A 16,117-nucleotide genomic window follows, 5' to 3' on the forward strand; every position below is an offset into this window, starting at 1 on the left:
CTTAGTCACCATAAAATTCGCGAAAACCCTGCCGACAATTCAAGTCTTAACATCAGGCGCGTCCCGCCCGGTCGAGGCGCGGATCCCTGCGATCTTATCTGCGGTAGCAATGATGTCTGACAGGGCAGTCTCAGCTTCCATCTGCAGCTTGGTTGGATCGCTTTCGTAGGCTTCAAGATAAACGCGAAGCGTCGCCCCAACCGTACCGGTTCCAGAAAGGCGGAACACAATCCGGCTCCCGCCGGCGAAGACAATGCGAATGCCCTGGCCTTCCGAACGCGAGTTATCGACTGGATCGTCGTAGGCAAACTCATCCGCGCTTTCGACCATGCCGGCGCCAAAGGTTTGGCCTGGCAGATCAACCAACTTGGCACGAAGCGCCTCCATCATGGCTTCAGCGCGATTTGCGTCCACTGCTTCATAATCATGGCGCGAGTAGTAATTTCGCCCATACGTCGCCCAGTGATCACTCAAAAGATCCTTCACCGACAGGCCCGTCTCCGCCAAGATATTGAGCCAAAGCAGCACCGCCCAAAGCCCGTCTTTTTCACGCACGTGGTCGCTGCCAGTGCCCGCACTTTCTTCGCCGCACAGCGTAACGCGGCCCGCATCCAGCAAGTTGCCGAAAAACTTCCACCCTGTCGGTGTCTCAAAGCACGCAATACCCTTCGCATCTGCGACACGGTCCACGGCACGCGACGTGGGCATTGATCGCGCGACACCGGCAAGTCCTGCCGCATACCCCGGTGCAAGATGCGCCCGTGCTGCCAAAACAGCGAGGCTGTCAGAGGGCGTCACATAAACGCCCCGTCCAAGAATCATATTGCGATCGCCATCCCCGTCCGACGCGGCTGCAAAATCCGGCGCGTCTGGCCCCATTACCAAATCCACCAAAGGCTTCGCCCAAATGGGATTTGGGTCTGGATGCCCGCCACCGAAATCCGGCTTTGGGTCGCCGTTCAAGACAGTTCCAACGGGTGCGCCCAGATGGCGTTCCAATATCTCGGTGGCATAAGGACCGGTGACGGCATGCATGGCATCAAATTTCATTGTGAACCCGCCCGCAAACAGATGCCTGATTTTGCCAAAATCAAACAAGGTCTCCATCAACTCGGCATAGTCGACAACCGGATCCACAACCTCGACCTCCATGCCACCAAGCTTAGAGGACCCGACTGTCGACAAGTCCACGTCCTGCGCTTGAAGAATGTCATAAGACGTCAGCGTTTTGGTCGCCTCGAACATGCGGTTTGTGACATCTTCGGGGGCTGGCCCCCCATTCGCCATATTGAACTTGACGCCGAAATCCTCATCGATCCCGCCGGGATTGTGACTTGCCGACATGATGATCCCACCATCGGTCTTGCGTTTGCGGATCAGGTGAGAAGCAGCGGGCGTTGACAAAAGCGCATTCTGCCCAACAATCACTTTGGTCGCTCCGCTTGCCGCTGCCATGCGCAATATCACCTGAGCAGCCTGTTCATTGAAATAGCGACCATCCCCCCCCAGAACGAAGGACTTACCAACGGCACCATCAATACCCTGCCAGATCGCTTGCACGAAATTCTCCAGGTAATGCGCGCCCATGAAAACCTTTGTCTTCTTACGGAGGCCCGAGGTGCCCGGCTTCTGGCCCTCGATCGGTTGCGTCTGAACTGTGATCATTTCCATCTCGACGTCCTCTCTCTCAGGCTTCGGCACTTACCAGCACCAAAGCCGATACACTTTGCTCTTCAATTTCAATGCTTTCATCCATAATTTCCACCGGAACAAGCCCGGGACTAGCGCTATCAACCTCGTGCCGCCAAAGCTGCCCTTCCGGTGCCGGAGGCAGCTGGAAAACGACCGCTGGTCCAGCGTTAAAAACTGTTAAGACAGCATATTCCGACGCGGCATAGGCAGGCGTGCCCGCCGCAGTTCGCATTTCGACAGCCAATACCTTGCGGGCAGGGTCGTGCCAGTCGGTCGTCCCCATCGCCTCGCCGTCTTCCCGCCACCAAAACAGATCTTCCACCCCATCGATCATCCGCTCCCGCGAATGCAGAAACAGCTTTTGGCGCAGCACGGGATGCGCCTTTCGGAACGCGATCAGACGACGCGTAAACGCCAGAAAATCGGCATCAATGTCAGACCAGTCAATCCAGGCCGTCTCGTTGTCTTGGGCATATGCGTTGTTGTTGCCACCTTGCGAATGTCCAAGCTCGTCGCCCGCCAGGATCATCGGTGTGCCTTGCGACATCAGCAAAGTCGCCATCATTGCGCGTTTACGCCGCGCGCGGGCCTCAAGGATATCCGCATCATTGCTCGGCCCTTCGACACCCAGGTTCGCCGAGTAATCTTGAGAATGGCCGTCTTTGCCCCCTTCCCCATTCGCCGCGTTGTGCTTTGTCGAATAGCTCACCAGATCGTCCAGCGTCATCCCATCATGCGCGGTCAGGAAATTCACCGAAGCCGTTGCATTGCGCCGCGAGTGGTCAAACTGCGTCGCCGAACCCGTTAGCCGCGCACCCAGATCGGCAACCCGGCCCGGATCGCTCCGCCAGAACCGACGAACGCCATCGCGATACTTGTCATTCCACTCAAGGAACGGCGGCGGAAAAGCCCCAAGTTGGTATCCACCCGGACCGATGTCCCAAGGTTCCGCAATCAGCTTGATCCCTTTCATTGAAGGGTCCTGCCGGATCGCATCAAAAAAGCCCGAGCCGCGGTCAAATCCGCCCTGCGTCCGGCCCAGAACGCTCGCCAGATCGAAGCGGAAACCATCAACGCCCATCACACCGACCCAATAGCGCAAGCTGTCCATGACCATCCGCAAGACCATCGGGTGATCTACATTCACTGTGTTTCCGGTGCCGGCGTGGTTCACATAGTGGCGCCGATCATCGGCAAGCATGTAGTAGCTTGCGTTGTCCAATCCCCGGAACGAGATCGTCGGGCCCATCTCGTCGCCTTCCGGCGTGTGATTGTAAACAACATCCAAAAGCACCTCGATCCCCGCTTCGTGGAACCGGTCGACCATCGCGCGAAATCCGGCGACATCACTTGGTCCAAGATACTTCGGATCGGGCGCGAAAAATCCAAACGACTGATAGCCCCAGTAATTGGTCAACCCCTTCTCAACGAGGAATTGCTCGCTGAGGAATGCATGCACGGGCAACAGCTCAACGGCCGTGACCCCAAGTTTCGTGAGGTGGTCCAGCATTGCCGGTTCGGCCAGCCCGTCGAACGTGCCTTTCGCCTGAATACCCGGATGCATCTGCGTGAGGCCACGCACGTGCCCTTCGTAAATCACAGTATCTGCAACAGCCGTCCCCGGACGTTGTGGGGGCGGGAAATCAAAGGTCTCGGTCACGACACATCGCGGCATTTTCGACGCGCTGTCGCGGGGATCAAAGCTAAGATCAAGCGCCTCCGCCGCGCGGTTATATCCAAAAATCCGATCGTCCCAGGTCGGATGACCGGTCAGCTTCCGGGCATAGGGATCAACCAGTAACTTATTGATATTAAATCGATGTCCCTTATCCGGCCGGTACGGCCCCTGGGCTCTAAGCCCATAGAGTTGCCCCGCCTTCAGCCCATCAATATGCCCGTGAAAAATACCGCCTTCGCGTTCTGGAAGGGCAATCTGCGTCTCGCGCCCCTCAGCGTCAAAAAGACAGACATAGATCTGCCTTGCGTGGTCTGAAAAAACAGCAAAGTTCACCCCACCTTCGGTCAGCGTCGCGCCAAGCGGCGCGCTTTTTCCGGGACCCATAGCGTGGTTCATGCGCTGTCCGTCAGACGATCATAAAGGCCCGCATATTCAGCGGCCGAGGCCTCCCAGCCAACGCTTTGACGCATCGCGTTTGACTGCAGCATCGCCCATGCGTCGACGTCTTGGAATAAATCTACCAACTGCACCATCGTTGCGGCAAGCGCATGCGCCGTCAAAGGCGAAACCTGCAAGCCAGTTGCCACACCAGATCGCATCGCCATCGGGCTTGCATGAATAACCGTGTCCACCAATCCGCCTGTCGCCGCGACCACTGGGATCGCCCCGTAGCGCAACCCATAAAGCTGCGTCAAACCACAGGGCTCGAACCGCGAAGGCACCAATATCGCATCCGCTCCCGCCATCATCCGATGGCTCAAAGCCTCGTCGTAACCGATCCGCACAGCAACGTTCGCTTGCGCCGCCGCTGTCTTCACGAAAGCAGCTTCCAACTCCTTGTCACCTGATCCCAAAAGCGCCAATTGCCCGCCGCGATCAATAAATGCCGGCAAAGCTTCAAGCAGCAGATCTAGTCCCTTTTGGTGGCTCAATCGCGACACAACAACCGCCAGCGGTCCATCAGCATCAGGCAGGCCAAACTCCTTGCGAAGCCGCGCCTTGGCCCTGCCTTTTCCACGAGCCGTTTTGTAAGTTGCGATATTCGGGTCAGTTTTTGGATCCCAAACCTCAAGATCAATGCCGTTCAAAATGCCCGTCAAATCACCGGAACGGGCGCGCAACACCCCATCAAGACCCATCCCAAATTCAGGCGTGGTCAACTCACGCGCATAGGTAGGACTGACAGTTGTCAGCGCCGTTGCAAATTGCAGCCCCGCTTTCAGCGCACCAATCTGCCCCCAGAATTCAAAGCCGTCCTCGGTAAAATCTGACGGATCAAGTCGTAGGCCTGCAAGCCGATTAGCCGGAGCCAGCCCATGAAACGCTATGTTGTGGATTGTCAAAACAGACGGGACATCAACACCGTTCGTCTTCAAGTAATAAGGCGCCAACGCACCTTGCCAGTCATGCGCATGCACCAGCTGGGGCGTCCAACCACCCGCGCCATCCTGGGCAATCCGCATCGCCATCCACGACAGCGCCGCAAACCGTTCGGGATTATCCGGAAAGTCGTTTCCATCCACATCAAGGTAGGGCGAGCCCTCGCGCTTAAAGAGATGCGCGGCGTCCAGAACATACAAAGACAGTCCTGCAACCCTTGCTTCCAACACCCGCGCCGGACCGCCAAAAAGATCGTCCTCTGTCAGCACCGTCCTTGTTTTCTTCAACGCCTTCATGACAGTCGGATACCCAGGCAAAAGCGTCCGCATCTCGTGTCCAAGTGGCTTTAATGCCGCCGGCAAAGCACCCGCCACATCGGCGAGCCCGCCGGTTTTCACCAGCGGGACACACTCCGATGTAACGGACAGAATACGAGTCATTTCTTGGCAGCCCTCACATCAAGCATCGACTGCGTAATAAGCGTGACACCCCCTTCGGTGACCCGGAACCAGTTCTCGTCCTCGACCGGATCTTCGCCCACGACAAGGCCCTCCGGAATGTGAACACCACGATCAATCACACAATTGCGAAGGCGCGCCGAGCGCGCAACGTTCACGTAAGGCAAGGCCACCACCTGATCGAGTGAGGCATAACTGTTGGTATGCACCTGCGTGAACAGCAGCGACTTTTTGATCTCGGTACCCGAAACGATACAGCCTCCCGACACCAGCGACGAAACCGCCGAACCGCGCCGCTCGTCCTGATCGTGGATAAACTTCGCGGGCGGCACACTTTCCGAATACGTCCAGATCGGCCAGTTCTTATCCCATAAATCCAAATCCGGCGCAAAATCGGTCAGGTCAATATTGGCCCTCCAGAACGCATCCACCGTTCCCACGTCACGCCAATAGGCCGGAGCTTTCGGCCCCTGACGCACACAGGACGTCGAAAACCGGTGGGCCTGTGCCTTCCCGTTTTTCACAATCTCCGGGATGATATCACCGCCGAAATCGTGGCTCGAATTGGGATCTGAAGCATCCTCCAACAGCAGCTCGCGCAAGAACGACCACTTGAACACATAGATCCCCATGGACGCCAATGCGTGCTTTGGATCACCCGGAATGGCCGGTGGATCAGCCGGCTTTTCAAGGAATTCCGTGATTTGGTCTGTTTTATCAACATGCATCACGCCAAAGGCGCTGGCTTCTTCACGCGGCACGGTCAGGCAGCCGACCGTCACGTCTGCATTGGTGTCCACATGCTGGCGCAGCATGATTTCGTAATCCATCTTATAGATATGGTCGCCAGCCAAAATCAGAATATATTCAATGCCATAGCTGTCCACGATGTCGATGTTCTGCGTCACCGCATCGGCGGTCCCGACGTACCACTTGTTCTCTTCGACCCTCTGGGATGCCGGCAATATATCGAGATACTCGTTTCGCTCGGCCCGGAAGAAATTCCAGCCGCGCTGACAATGTCGGATCAAACTGTGCGCTTTATACTGCGTGGCAACCGACATTTTTCTAATGCCAGAATTCAGCGCATTCGAGAGTGCAAAGTCAATAATTCGAACCTTGCCACCAAAGAAAACTGCCGGCTTCACACGGTTATCGGTTAGCTCTCTCAGCCGTGATCCGCGCCCTCCCGCAAGCACAAAAGCCATCGATTTCGCCGATAGACGTCCATTTACGTTCGGTGTCATATGGTCCTCCCCATTCTTCTTATCGTATTGTTAACGTTCAACTTCCCTCAAAGGTCAAAATGACCGTACTAAGGGGTGGCAGGGTCACGCGCGCGGATGCAGGCTGGCCATGCCAACCGGCGCCTTGCGCAATCACCTCTCCCATGTTCCCGCGATCTCCTCCGCCGTAAGTGCTGGCATCCGTATTCAACGCCTCGCGCCAGCGGCCCTCATGCGGCAAACCGCATTGCCATCCACTGCGTTCCACAGGCGTAAAGTTAGAAATAATCACCACTGGGGTGTCATCCTCGCCCCCGCGCCGGATCCAGGCGTATGTGCTGGCCTCGGCGTCGGTGGACTCGATCCACTGAAATCCGTCCGGCTCGCAATCCTTTACGTGAAGCGCAGGCTCCGCGCGGTAGAGTGTATTCAGATCACGCACCAACCGCTGCATGCCTGCGTGGCGCTCATCATCAAGGCACGCCCAATCAAGCGAAATGTTATGGTTCCACTCAGTTCTTTGCGCAAACTCTTGTCCCATAAACAAAAGCTTTTTGCCCGGATGGCCCCACATGAACCCGTAATAGGCCCGAAGGTTCGCAAATTTTTCCCACTCGTTACCCGGCATTTTGGTCAGCATGGACCCCTTGCCGTGCACCACTTCATCATGGCTGATCGGAAGGATGAAATTCTCCGAAAACGCATAGTGTAGCCCGAAAGTCATCTGGTGATGATGGTGTTTGCGATGGATCGGATCCTTTTTCATGTACTCCAGCGTGTCATTCATCCAGCCCATGTTCCACTTGTAGCCGAACCCAAGCCCGCCGTCGTCAACAGGGCGCGAAACCCCCGGAAAACTGGTGGATTCCTCGGCCGCGGTCATGATGCCATCAACCTTGCCATAGACCGTTACGTTCATCCGCTGAAGCATATCGATCGTCTCGTAATTCTCGCGACCACCGTCCTTATTTGGCACCCATTCCCCGTCTTTCCGCGAATAGTCGCGATATAGCATCGAGGCGACCGCATCCACACGCAGACCGTCAATGTGGTATTCTTCAAGCCAATACAAAGCGTTCGATATGAGGTAATTAGACACCTCACGACGCCCATAATTGTAGATGTAAGTGTTCCAATCCTGATGGAACCCTTCGCGCGGGTCGGCGTGCTCGTACAAAGCTGTCCCGTCGAACCGGCCAAGCCCGTGGGCGTCCGTAGGGAAATGCCCCGGCACCCAGTCGAGCACTACACCGACGCCTTTTTGATGCGCCGCCTCAATCAGATCGCGGAATTCATGCGGCGGACCAAACCGGATGGTCGGCGCAAACATACCCACCGGTTGATAGCCCCAGGACCCATCAAACGGAAACTCGCTGATCGGCAACAACTCGATATGTGTGAACCCCATATCGGCAACGTAGTCGACCAGTTCCGTCGTCAACTCGCGGTAACTGAGCATGCGGTTGTCGTTCTCGACCTTCCGCCGCCACGATCCCAAATGTACTTCGTAGATACTGATTGGCGCTGTTCGCGCGTTTCGCGCACCCCGCTGCGACATCCACTGCGCGTCATCCCAGCCAAAGCCGGAAATGTCGCGCACAACGCTGGCGTTTTCCGGTGCGTGCTGACTGCCAAATCCAACAGGATCGGCCTTCAAAGGCATTGTCGTCCCGTCTATTCCAAGGATCTCAAACTTATAGACCGTGCCATCCCCGGCACCGGGCACAAACGTTTCCCAAACACCCGTTGCACCGCGCCGCCGCATCGGATGCCGGCGACCGTCCCAGGCATTGAAATCCCCAACAACCGAAACCCGCCGCGCGTTGGGGGCCCAGACTGCAAAATGCGTGCCAAGCGCGCCTTCGTGCTCGATCACATGCGCGCCAAGAACTTTCCAAATCCGCTCATGCGTACCCTCGGCCAGAAGGTACTCGTCCATCTCGCCCATAACGGGACCGAACCGGAACGCGTCCTCCATCTCCCAACTGCCGCCAGCATCGTCCTCGCCGCACAGAAGGTAGGGTTCCGTTCCTGGCACTTCGCCGGAAAACACGCCCGGCGCGTCTCGAACAGCCCCCAGCGCGTGCTTCTTCCCCGAAACAACCGCAAAAATACGCGCTGCGCCAGGGTCAAACGCATTCACAAAACGCGCACCGTCCACGGTGTGAGGTCCAAGAACGGCAAAGGGGTCGTCATGCTGTCCAACGACAATCCGTCGCGCATCCTCGTGTGAAATCGCGGTCTTAAGATCAGTCGATTTCGACGGCATAGATCCCCCCAGTGGTTTAAGGCTCCGAGAAATCGAGCGCCTATGCAGCGGCGATCCTTCGAAGCGGCTTTGACGGCACAGCGTCCCAGATCTCTGAAGCATAACCACGAATTGTGCGATCTGACGAGAACCAACCGGATCGCGCCGTGTTCAGCGCCGTCATTCGCGCCCAGCGGGCCGGGTCGCGGAACGCCGTATCCGCCTCGCGGGACGCCCGCCAATAGTCGGTGAAATCTGAGGCAACGAGAAAATAGTCGGGTCCAGACACATTGTCCGCAATGCCGCGGAACCGGTCGTGATCTCCATCCGCGAAAGTGCCATTGCGCAACGCATCAAGCGCGCGGGCAAGCTTTGGATCCGCACTGATCGCCTTGCCTGCATGGCCCTCGACTTCCCGACGCGCCAAAACTTCCTGCGCGGTCATTCCAAACAAAAAGAAGTTGTCCGCACCAACATGTTCGCGGATTTCCACATTTGCCCCGTCCAGCGTGCCGATCGTCATCGCGCCGTTCAAAGCAAATTTCATATTGCCCGTGCCCGAAGCCTCTTTGCCAGCTGTCGAGATCTGCTCGGAAAGGTCAGCCGCCGGGATCAAACGCTCGGCCAACGTCACGTTATAGTTCGGCGGATAGATGATTTTCAGCCATTTCGATGTAACCGGATCATCGTTCACGGCCAGCGCCACGGAATTGATCAGATAAATGATGTCTTTCGCAAAATGATATCCAGGTGCCGCCTTGCCGCCAAAAATCACGACGCGCGGTGTCCAGTCTGCACTCGGATTGTCCCGCATCTCCTGCCAAAGCGCGATCGTCTCAAGAATGTTCAAATGCTGGCGTTTATACTCGTGGATGCGTTTGATCTGCACATCAAACATCCCGCTTGGATCAACTTTCACGCCAAGTTCAGTGCCGATCCAGTTCGATAACGTTTCCTTGTTCGCACGTTTCGCCTTCGTATACCGCTCAAGAAAACCGGATTCTCCAATGTGAGGTTCAAGGTCGCCCAGCTTTTCAGCGTCGCCAATCCAGCCGTCACCAATCACGTCGGTGATTACATTCGCCAGCTGCGGATTACAGGTCTTCAACCAGCGGCGCGGCGTCACACCATTGGTTTGGTTCACGATCCGCTCGGGATGCAGATCGTTCAGGTCCTTAAACACAGTCTCTTTCATCAGGCTCGTGTGAAGCGCCGAAACGCCGTTCACTTTCGACGCCATAACAAAGCTCAACTCGCCCATCTTGACTTGTCCGTGCTCAATAATGGTCACGCCGGGATATTGCTGCGCGTGCGACTCGTTGATCATTTCGATCAACCGCATGTGGCGCGGCAACAGATGCCCCATCAAGCCTTCCGACCACCGTTCCAACGCCTCGGGCAAAAGCGTGTGGTTCGTGTAATTCAGACAGCCGCGCGCAACCATCATTGCCTCCGCAAACGGCATTCCGCGCTCGTCGTGCAAAAGCCTCACAAGTTCGGGGCCTGCTATTGCCGGATGCGTGTCATTCATCTGAATAGCGACCTTCTTTGGCAGATCGCGCAGATCAGAATGCTCGCTTTCAAACCGCCGCAGGAGGTCGCGCAGTGAGGCCGCCGTGAAAAAGTATTCCTGCTTCAGACGCAGCGCTTTGCCTTCATCCGTGGTGTCATCGGGATACAAAACCCGGCTGATCGTCCGCGCCAAGGCTTCTGTTTCCGCCGCCCCGGCATAGTCGCCGCGATTAAACCGGCCAAGATCCAAGACTGATGTGGGCATTGCCTCCCAAAGCCGCAGGGTGTTCGCCCATTGGCCTTTCCAGCCAATGACCGGTGTATCAAACGCCCGCGCCACAACCGACTCATCTGGCCGCCAAACAGTTCGCCCGCCGTTCTCAAATATCTCGCCCGCAAATCCAATTTCAAACGATGCTTCCGGGCGTTCAAACTCCCACACATGCTCTTGCGTCAGCCAATCTTCAGGCTCCTCGATCTGGCGGCCATGATTGAACCGCTGCCGAAACAAGCCGTGCTCATAGCGGATCCCGTATCCGTAGGCCGGGATACCAAGCGTCGACAGACTTTCCAGAAAACACGCAGCAAGCCGCCCGAGGCCACCGTTGCCAAGGGCCGCATCTGGCTCGTCGTGGATGATCTGATCGAAGGGCAATCCCAGGCTGTCGAACGCCGCTTTGGCTTCGTCCAGAATGCCCGTGTTGACCATCGCGTCTTCCAAAAGACGCCCGATCAAGAACTCCATTGATAAATAGTAGACCCGTTTCGCGCCTGCGCGATATGTGGCCCGTGTGGATTCAAACCAAGGATCGACAATCTTGTCCCGCGTTGCGAGCGAAAGCGCCACACGCCAGTCGTAAATCGTGGCGTGGTCGGCATCTTTGCCAAGACTGTATTTCAGGTGCGACAGGATCGCATCCCTTAAGGTCTGATCACTCATCGCACCGCTCCCAAAACCAACATTTCAAGTGTCGTTAGCGTTAACAACAACTCTTATTTCGAGGATTCATCCGCCATGCAACCGCAAACAGAGCGCATGCGGCTAAACGGCCATAGTTGCCTGCACGGCCCTGTGCCAAAGCGCGTATTTCTGCGCGCGATCCTCTTCGCTCATATTGGGCTCAAACCGTGCGTCCAGTGCCCAGTTCTTTGCGAACTCTTGCTGATCGGGGTAAATCCCGGCCTTCATTCCCGCCAACCAGGCCGCGCCCAAAGCCGTGGTTTCCTTAACCTCGGGACGATCCACCGGCGCCCCAATGATGTCGGACAGAAATTGCATCGTCCAATCACTGGCCGACATGCCCCCATCAACCCGCAGAACGCCCTTCAATTCACCAGGAGAATCCGCCCGCATGGCTTCCAAAAGATCGCGCGTTTGGAAGCCAACACTTTCCAAAGCCGCACGCGCCAACTCCGCCGGACCGGAATTTCGGGTCAAACCAAAAATCGCACCACGGCAGTCAGGCTTCCAATACGGCGCACCCAACCCAGTGAATGCAGGAACCATCACGACCGATTGCGTTGGATCCGCCGCCTCGGCAAGCGCTTGTGTTTCCGGCGCCTCGCGGATGATCTTCAATCCATCACGCAGCCATTGAACAACCGCCCCGGCAATAAAGATCGATCCTTCCAGTGCATAGGTTCGCTTACCATCCAATTGATAAGCAACTGTCGTCAGCAATCGGTTGTTCGATCTGATCGGTGTGTCGCCCGTATTCAAAAGCGCGAAACACCCGGTGCCATAGGTCGACTTCATCATGCCCGGCAGGAAACACGCCTGCCCGACCGTCGCCGCCTGCTGGTCCCCCGCAACCCCAAGGATCGGGATTTCGCACCCAAAAAGATCGGGGCGCGTCACGCCGAAATCGTCGGCGCTGTTGCGGACGTCGGGAAGCATCTCCATCGGGATATCGAACAGATCGCAGATCGTGCTCGACCACGCGCCCTTTTCGATATCGTACAGCATAGTGCGACACGCGTTTGTCGCATCCGTCGCGTGAACCACACCGCCGGTAAGACGCCAGATGATATACGTATCCACAGTCCCGAACAGCAATTCGCCCCTCGCCGCACGCTCCCGCGAACCCGAAACCTTGTCCAAAATCCACTTCAGCTTGGTCGACGAAAAGTAGGGATCAAACAGCAGTCCGGTTTTCCGCGTGATCGTCTCTTCGTGCCCGGCCGCAACCATTTCGGCGCAATAATCCGCTGTCCGTCGGTCTTGCCAGACAATCGCATTATGAAGTGGCTCGCCGGTAACCTTGTCCCAGATCAGCGTGGTCTCACGCTGGTTCGTGATGCCAATGGCTGCAATGTCCGTCGCGTTGATCCCGGCCTTTTCGATGGCCGCTCGGCAAGTCGCCACAACGGTGGACCAAATATCTGACGGGTCATGTTCGACCCAACCGCTCGCCGGATAATGTTGAGGAAATTCCTCCTGTGCGATCGTCTTGATCGCCATGGACTCATCAAACAAAATGGCCCGACTTGAAGTCGTGCCCTGGTCGATTGCCATCACATAGCGCATTAGATCGTCCTCCCTGCTGTCGGGATTGGTTTTAGTCCTACTGAAGTGCCGCCACCAGTGGTTGCGGCATGGTTTCATCCAGCCGCGCTATCTGAGCAGTCGTCATCCGCAAACCAAGCTTGGATCGCCGCCACACAATGTCTGCGGCTGAACGGGCATATTCTTTAGAGACAAGCCACTTTACTTCGACATCCGTTAACGTCGCGCCAAAATCCTCCCCCAGATCAGCCGCTGACGTCGCTGCCCCAAGCAGAATCCACGCATCCGTGCCATAGGCCCGCATCAAACGCTGCGCCCAGAACGGAGACAAAAAGGGGTAGTCCGATTTCAGCCGCTCAACCATCGCGGCGAAATCGCCAACCGGAAAATCTCCGCCCGGCAGCGGCACTCCCGCCGTCCAATCGCCCTTCGTCATTTCAAAATGCGGCTCAAGCTTCGCCATCGCTTGCTCGGCCAGCTTGCGATAGGTTGTGATCTTGCCGCCGAAAATACTCAGAATCGGTGGGCCATTGTCATCCAGCGACAAGACGTAGTCCCGTGTCGCAGCCGTCGCCGATTTTGCCCCGTCATCGTACAAAGGCCGCACTCCGGAAAACGTCCACACGATGTCGTCCCGGCTTATATCGTCCTTCAGATACTGGTTGACGAACGCCACCAGATAATCTGCCTCGGCGTCGGTACAGACAGCCTTGGACGGATCGCCGTGATATTCCTGATCCGTCGTTCCGATCAGTGTAAAATCCGTCTCATAGGGGATCGCAAAAATTATCCGGCCATCTTCGCCTTGAAAGAAATAGCACTTGTCGTGATCGAAAAGCCGCTTCGTCACGATATGCGAGCCCTGAACAAGCCGGATCCCTTCGCTTGTGTTCAGCCGAGCAACCCCGCGCACAATTTCTTCAACCCAGGGGCCCCCCGCATTCACAATGGCATGCGCCAGATGGGTGTGCCGCCCGCCCGTCATCAGATCAAGCGTTTCAATCCGCCAAAGGTCTCCGTCGCGCTCGGCGGTCAGCACTTTGGTGCGCACCAAAATAGTCGCGCCCCGCTCTGCAGCGTCGCGCGCATTCAACGCAACCAACCGCGCATCCTCGACCCAACAATCGGAATACTCATAGGCCTTCTCAAACTTGTCGTCCAAAGCCGCGCCCACTGGATCCTTCTTGAGATTAACCGTCTTGGTCCCCGGCAAGATCTCGCGTCCGCCAAGATTGTCGTAGGCGAACAACCCAAGCCGGATCATCCATCCAGGCCGTCGCCCGCGCATCCACGGCATGAAAAGCTTCAACAATTTCGAGACCGGCGTCGTGTTCTCGAAGCGCATGTCCTTGTGATACGGCAGCACAAATCGCATCGGCCACGAAATATGCGGCATCGCCTTCAGGAGCGTTTCGCGTTCGATCAAAGCCTTTTTCACAAGCTCCACCTCGAAGTACTCCAGATACCGCAAACCGCCGTGAAACAGCTTCGTCGACGCCGAAGACGTCCCCGAGGCAAGGTCATTCATCTCGGCCAGCTTCACCTCAAGACCGCGCCCCTGCGCATCCCGCGCAATGCCGGTCCCATTGATGCCGCCGCCAATTACGAACAGATCCACTGCGCGATCGGCCATGACGCATATCCTTCGTGTTGTCTTTTGCTCGGGTTTATCTTTTGAAGGCTTATTCAATCAGAATCCGAAGGTCCTCACAACGCGGATTTTCGCGGTACTTCTCACGATCTTAAAACCGTAATTTGAATGATTCCAAAGAACGGCAGCAATCCCACAACGCCATCAAAGCACGCCGCAAGTACAGATACGAAAAAGCCTCCGAGATGCATTCGCCGCCCTCCATCCCCGCGCCAAGGCCATCAAATTGAAGCTGATCTGCCGATTAATACTGAAGATTTTCCACAATGTGCTCATGTAACAGCAAAATGGCACTTTTACTGCATTGCCTGACCCCAGAGAAAATTTCGAAAATTGTTAAGATTTTAAATTTGTATGGGGGTAATCATGCTCAAATCTATTCTCGTGGTGGCATTTGCCACAGCCACTCTGGCAGGCGCTGTTAACGCAGCGACGCTCTGCGGTACGATCGAAATCACTGCAATTAACGCGCAGGGTTTAGCGGCGGAGTAACCACGCGCGACGCCTGATAATGACGAGATCGCTTACAGTGCAAAGGTGGATGGTGAATAGGTCAACCCGCGCAACGAATTCGCGTATACCGGCGAGCTTGATTTCGACCCATACACCCGCAAGGCGGAACAACGATCCTCGCCTGGCTTAAGACCGGCGGCGGGATGATCTCAGGTCTCGTCGACGTCTTCGGCGGCCCGCAACTCAGCCAGCCACGCAGCGACGGTGATCCATCGGTTCTGAACGTCGATGGAAATCTGACAGGGATTTCGCTTCCGGCAAGCTTGCGGCTTCTTTGCGCAGGCATGGGCCGTCCAATTGGGCGGCCCTTTTCAATTCCGTACCCCTTTGCCCGGCGCGCCTAGCGCGCTATCTTATTTATAAGCCATAGCCGAAGGAAAGTCCCTCATGCTTCGCCTCGCCCTTGCCTGCCTGCTCACGCTTGCCGCCACCACGGCGTCGGCCCAGGACCGTCGCATCAGCCATTGCATCGCCATCGCGAATGCCGACCCCGGCATCGAATTCATCCAAAGAGCAAGCTGGAAAGCCCCCCTCCCCGACGAATTCACCGTTCGCCTGACCTACATTGATCATTCGATGTTTCTTCTCCAAACGTCAGGTGGTCTCAATGCCATCACCGACTACAACGGCTTCATCGGCGCCGTGACCAAAGTCCCCGACATCGTCACGATGAACAACGCCCATGGCACGCACTGGACCGCCGTCCCCAACACGAACATTCCCCATGTGCTTGAAGGTTGGCGTCAAGAAGGACTGCCCGCCGACCACAATCTGGACCTCGGTGAAATGCTCGTGCGCAACGTAACCACGGACATCCGGGACCGTTTCGACGCTATCACCCGCGTGAAAGACGGCAACTCGATCTTCGTCTTTGAGGCCGGCGGTCTTTGCATTGGTCACCTCGGCCATCTCCACCACGAACCAAACGACCAACAATATGCAGCATTGGGCCGTCTCGACGTGGTTATGGCCGCAATTGACGGCGGGCTCACGGTCGACACCCCGACGATGATCCGCATCGTAAAGCGCCTGAAATCATCGATCGTCCTGCCAATGCACTGGTTCTCGCGTGGATCCCTCGAGGTGTTCCTCGCCGGTGTCTCAGATGACTTCGCGATTGACAGGACCAAAGAAACCTCGCTCGAAGTTTCCTTGCGCACCCTGCCAGTTCGCCCGACCGTCGTGGTTCTTGAACCTCGCTTCCTGACGATGGACAATTGACAGCGCCACCCCTGAAAGACCAACGTCCGAAC

At 56.6% G+C, this 16,117-nt stretch carries 11 protein-coding genes; 3 read left to right on the forward strand and 8 right to left on the reverse strand.

Annotated elements, in window-relative coordinates:
* Positions 1 to 39 precede the first annotated feature (39 nt).
* The 8 genes from AC221Y_RS01520 to glpD form a co-directional block, all read right to left on the reverse strand.
* Positions 40 to 1,671, reverse strand: coding sequence for an alpha-D-glucose phosphate-specific phosphoglucomutase (locus tag AC221Y_RS01520; RefSeq protein ID WP_299750654.1), 1,632 nt, complete (start codon positions 1,669 to 1,671; stop codon positions 40 to 42).
* 16 nt (positions 1,672 to 1,687) lie between these two features.
* Positions 1,688 to 3,766, reverse strand: coding sequence for a glycogen debranching protein GlgX (gene glgX / locus AC221Y_RS01525; protein WP_299750657.1), 2,079 nt, complete (start codon positions 3,764 to 3,766; stop codon positions 1,688 to 1,690).
* Positions 3,763 to 5,190 carry a glycogen synthase GlgA gene (glgA, locus tag AC221Y_RS01530; RefSeq protein WP_299750660.1) on the reverse strand — a complete coding sequence of 476 codons (1,428 nt, stop codon included), beginning with the start codon at positions 5,188 to 5,190 and terminating at the stop codon, positions 3,763 to 3,765. Before glgA ends, glgX begins: the two co-directional genes overlap by 4 nt.
* Entirely contained in the window at positions 5,187 to 6,455 is a 1,269-nt protein-coding gene (gene glgC, locus AC221Y_RS01535) for a glucose-1-phosphate adenylyltransferase (protein WP_299750663.1), read from the reverse strand. The genes glgA and glgC overlap by 4 nt, the downstream gene beginning before the upstream one ends.
* A gap of 37 nt (positions 6,456 to 6,492) precedes the next feature.
* The gene (glgB, locus tag AC221Y_RS01540; protein WP_486706682.1) at positions 6,493 to 8,703 is read right to left on the reverse strand and encodes a 1,4-alpha-glucan branching protein GlgB; all 2,211 of its coding nucleotides are present in this window, start codon (positions 8,701 to 8,703) and stop codon (positions 6,493 to 6,495) included.
* Positions 8,704 to 8,743: 40 nt separating this feature from the next.
* Positions 8,744 to 11,134: a glycogen/starch/alpha-glucan phosphorylase gene (locus AC221Y_RS01545; protein ID WP_299750668.1), complete on the reverse strand. Its 2,391-nt coding sequence runs from the start codon at positions 11,132 to 11,134 to the stop codon at positions 8,744 to 8,746.
* Positions 11,135 to 11,236: 102 nt separating this feature from the next.
* Positions 11,237 to 12,721, reverse strand: a complete 1,485-nt coding sequence (gene glpK / locus AC221Y_RS01550) for a glycerol kinase GlpK (protein ID WP_486706683.1) — start codon at positions 12,719 to 12,721, stop codon at positions 11,237 to 11,239.
* A 37-nt stretch (positions 12,722 to 12,758) separates the two neighbouring features.
* Positions 12,759 to 14,333: a glycerol-3-phosphate dehydrogenase gene (gene glpD / locus AC221Y_RS01555; protein WP_299750675.1), complete on the reverse strand. Its 1,575-nt coding sequence runs from the start codon at positions 14,331 to 14,333 to the stop codon at positions 12,759 to 12,761.
* 384 nt (positions 14,334 to 14,717) lie between these two features.
* Here glpD and AC221Y_RS01560 point away from each other — a divergent pair, with 384 nt between their 5' ends.
* The 3 genes from AC221Y_RS01560 (at position 14,718) to AC221Y_RS01570 (ending at position 16,085) form a co-directional block, all read left to right on the forward strand.
* A complete protein-coding gene (locus AC221Y_RS01560) occupies positions 14,718 to 14,843 on the forward strand; it encodes a hypothetical protein (RefSeq protein WP_299750678.1) in 126 nt (41 codons plus the stop codon).
* Between the two features lie 164 nt (positions 14,844 to 15,007).
* Complete coding sequence (locus AC221Y_RS01565; RefSeq protein ID WP_299750681.1) at positions 15,008 to 15,208, forward strand: hypothetical protein; 201 nt, start codon at positions 15,008 to 15,010, stop codon at positions 15,206 to 15,208.
* 43 nt (positions 15,209 to 15,251) lie between these two features.
* Positions 15,252 to 16,085, forward strand: coding sequence for an MBL fold metallo-hydrolase (locus AC221Y_RS01570; protein WP_486706684.1), 834 nt, complete (start codon positions 15,252 to 15,254; stop codon positions 16,083 to 16,085).
* Positions 16,086 to 16,117: the final 32 nt, after the last annotated feature.

The sequence above is a fragment of the Boseongicola sp. genome, assembly GCF_057460485.1.

Coding starts and splice junctions, on each gene's coding strand:
- AC221Y_RS01520 (WP_299750654.1), bottom strand. CDS start 1,671: ATGGAAATGATCACAGTTCAGACGCAACCGATCGAGGGCCAGAAGCCG.
- glgX (WP_299750657.1), bottom strand. CDS start 3,766: ATGAACCACGCTATGGGTCCCGGAAAAAGCGCGCCGCTTGGCGCGACG.
- glgA (WP_299750660.1), bottom strand. CDS start 5,190: ATGACTCGTATTCTGTCCGTTACATCGGAGTGTGTCCCGCTGGTGAAA.
- glgC (WP_299750663.1), bottom strand. CDS start 6,455: ATGACACCGAACGTAAATGGACGTCTATCGGCGAAATCGATGGCTTTT.
- glgB (WP_486706682.1), bottom strand. CDS start 8,703: ATGCCGTCGAAATCGACTGATCTTAAGACCGCGATTTCACACGAGGAT.
- AC221Y_RS01545 (WP_299750668.1), bottom strand. CDS start 11,134: ATGAGTGATCAGACCTTAAGGGATGCGATCCTGTCGCACCTGAAATAC.
- glpK (WP_486706683.1), bottom strand. CDS start 12,721: ATGCGCTATGTGATGGCAATCGACCAGGGCACGACTTCAAGTCGGGCC.
- glpD (WP_299750675.1), bottom strand. CDS start 14,333: ATGGCCGATCGCGCAGTGGATCTGTTCGTAATTGGCGGCGGCATCAAT.
- AC221Y_RS01560 (WP_299750678.1), top strand. CDS start 14,718: ATGCTCAAATCTATTCTCGTGGTGGCATTTGCCACAGCCACTCTGGCA.
- AC221Y_RS01565 (WP_299750681.1), top strand. CDS start 15,008: ATGATCTCAGGTCTCGTCGACGTCTTCGGCGGCCCGCAACTCAGCCAG.
- AC221Y_RS01570 (WP_486706684.1), top strand. CDS start 15,252: ATGCTTCGCCTCGCCCTTGCCTGCCTGCTCACGCTTGCCGCCACCACG.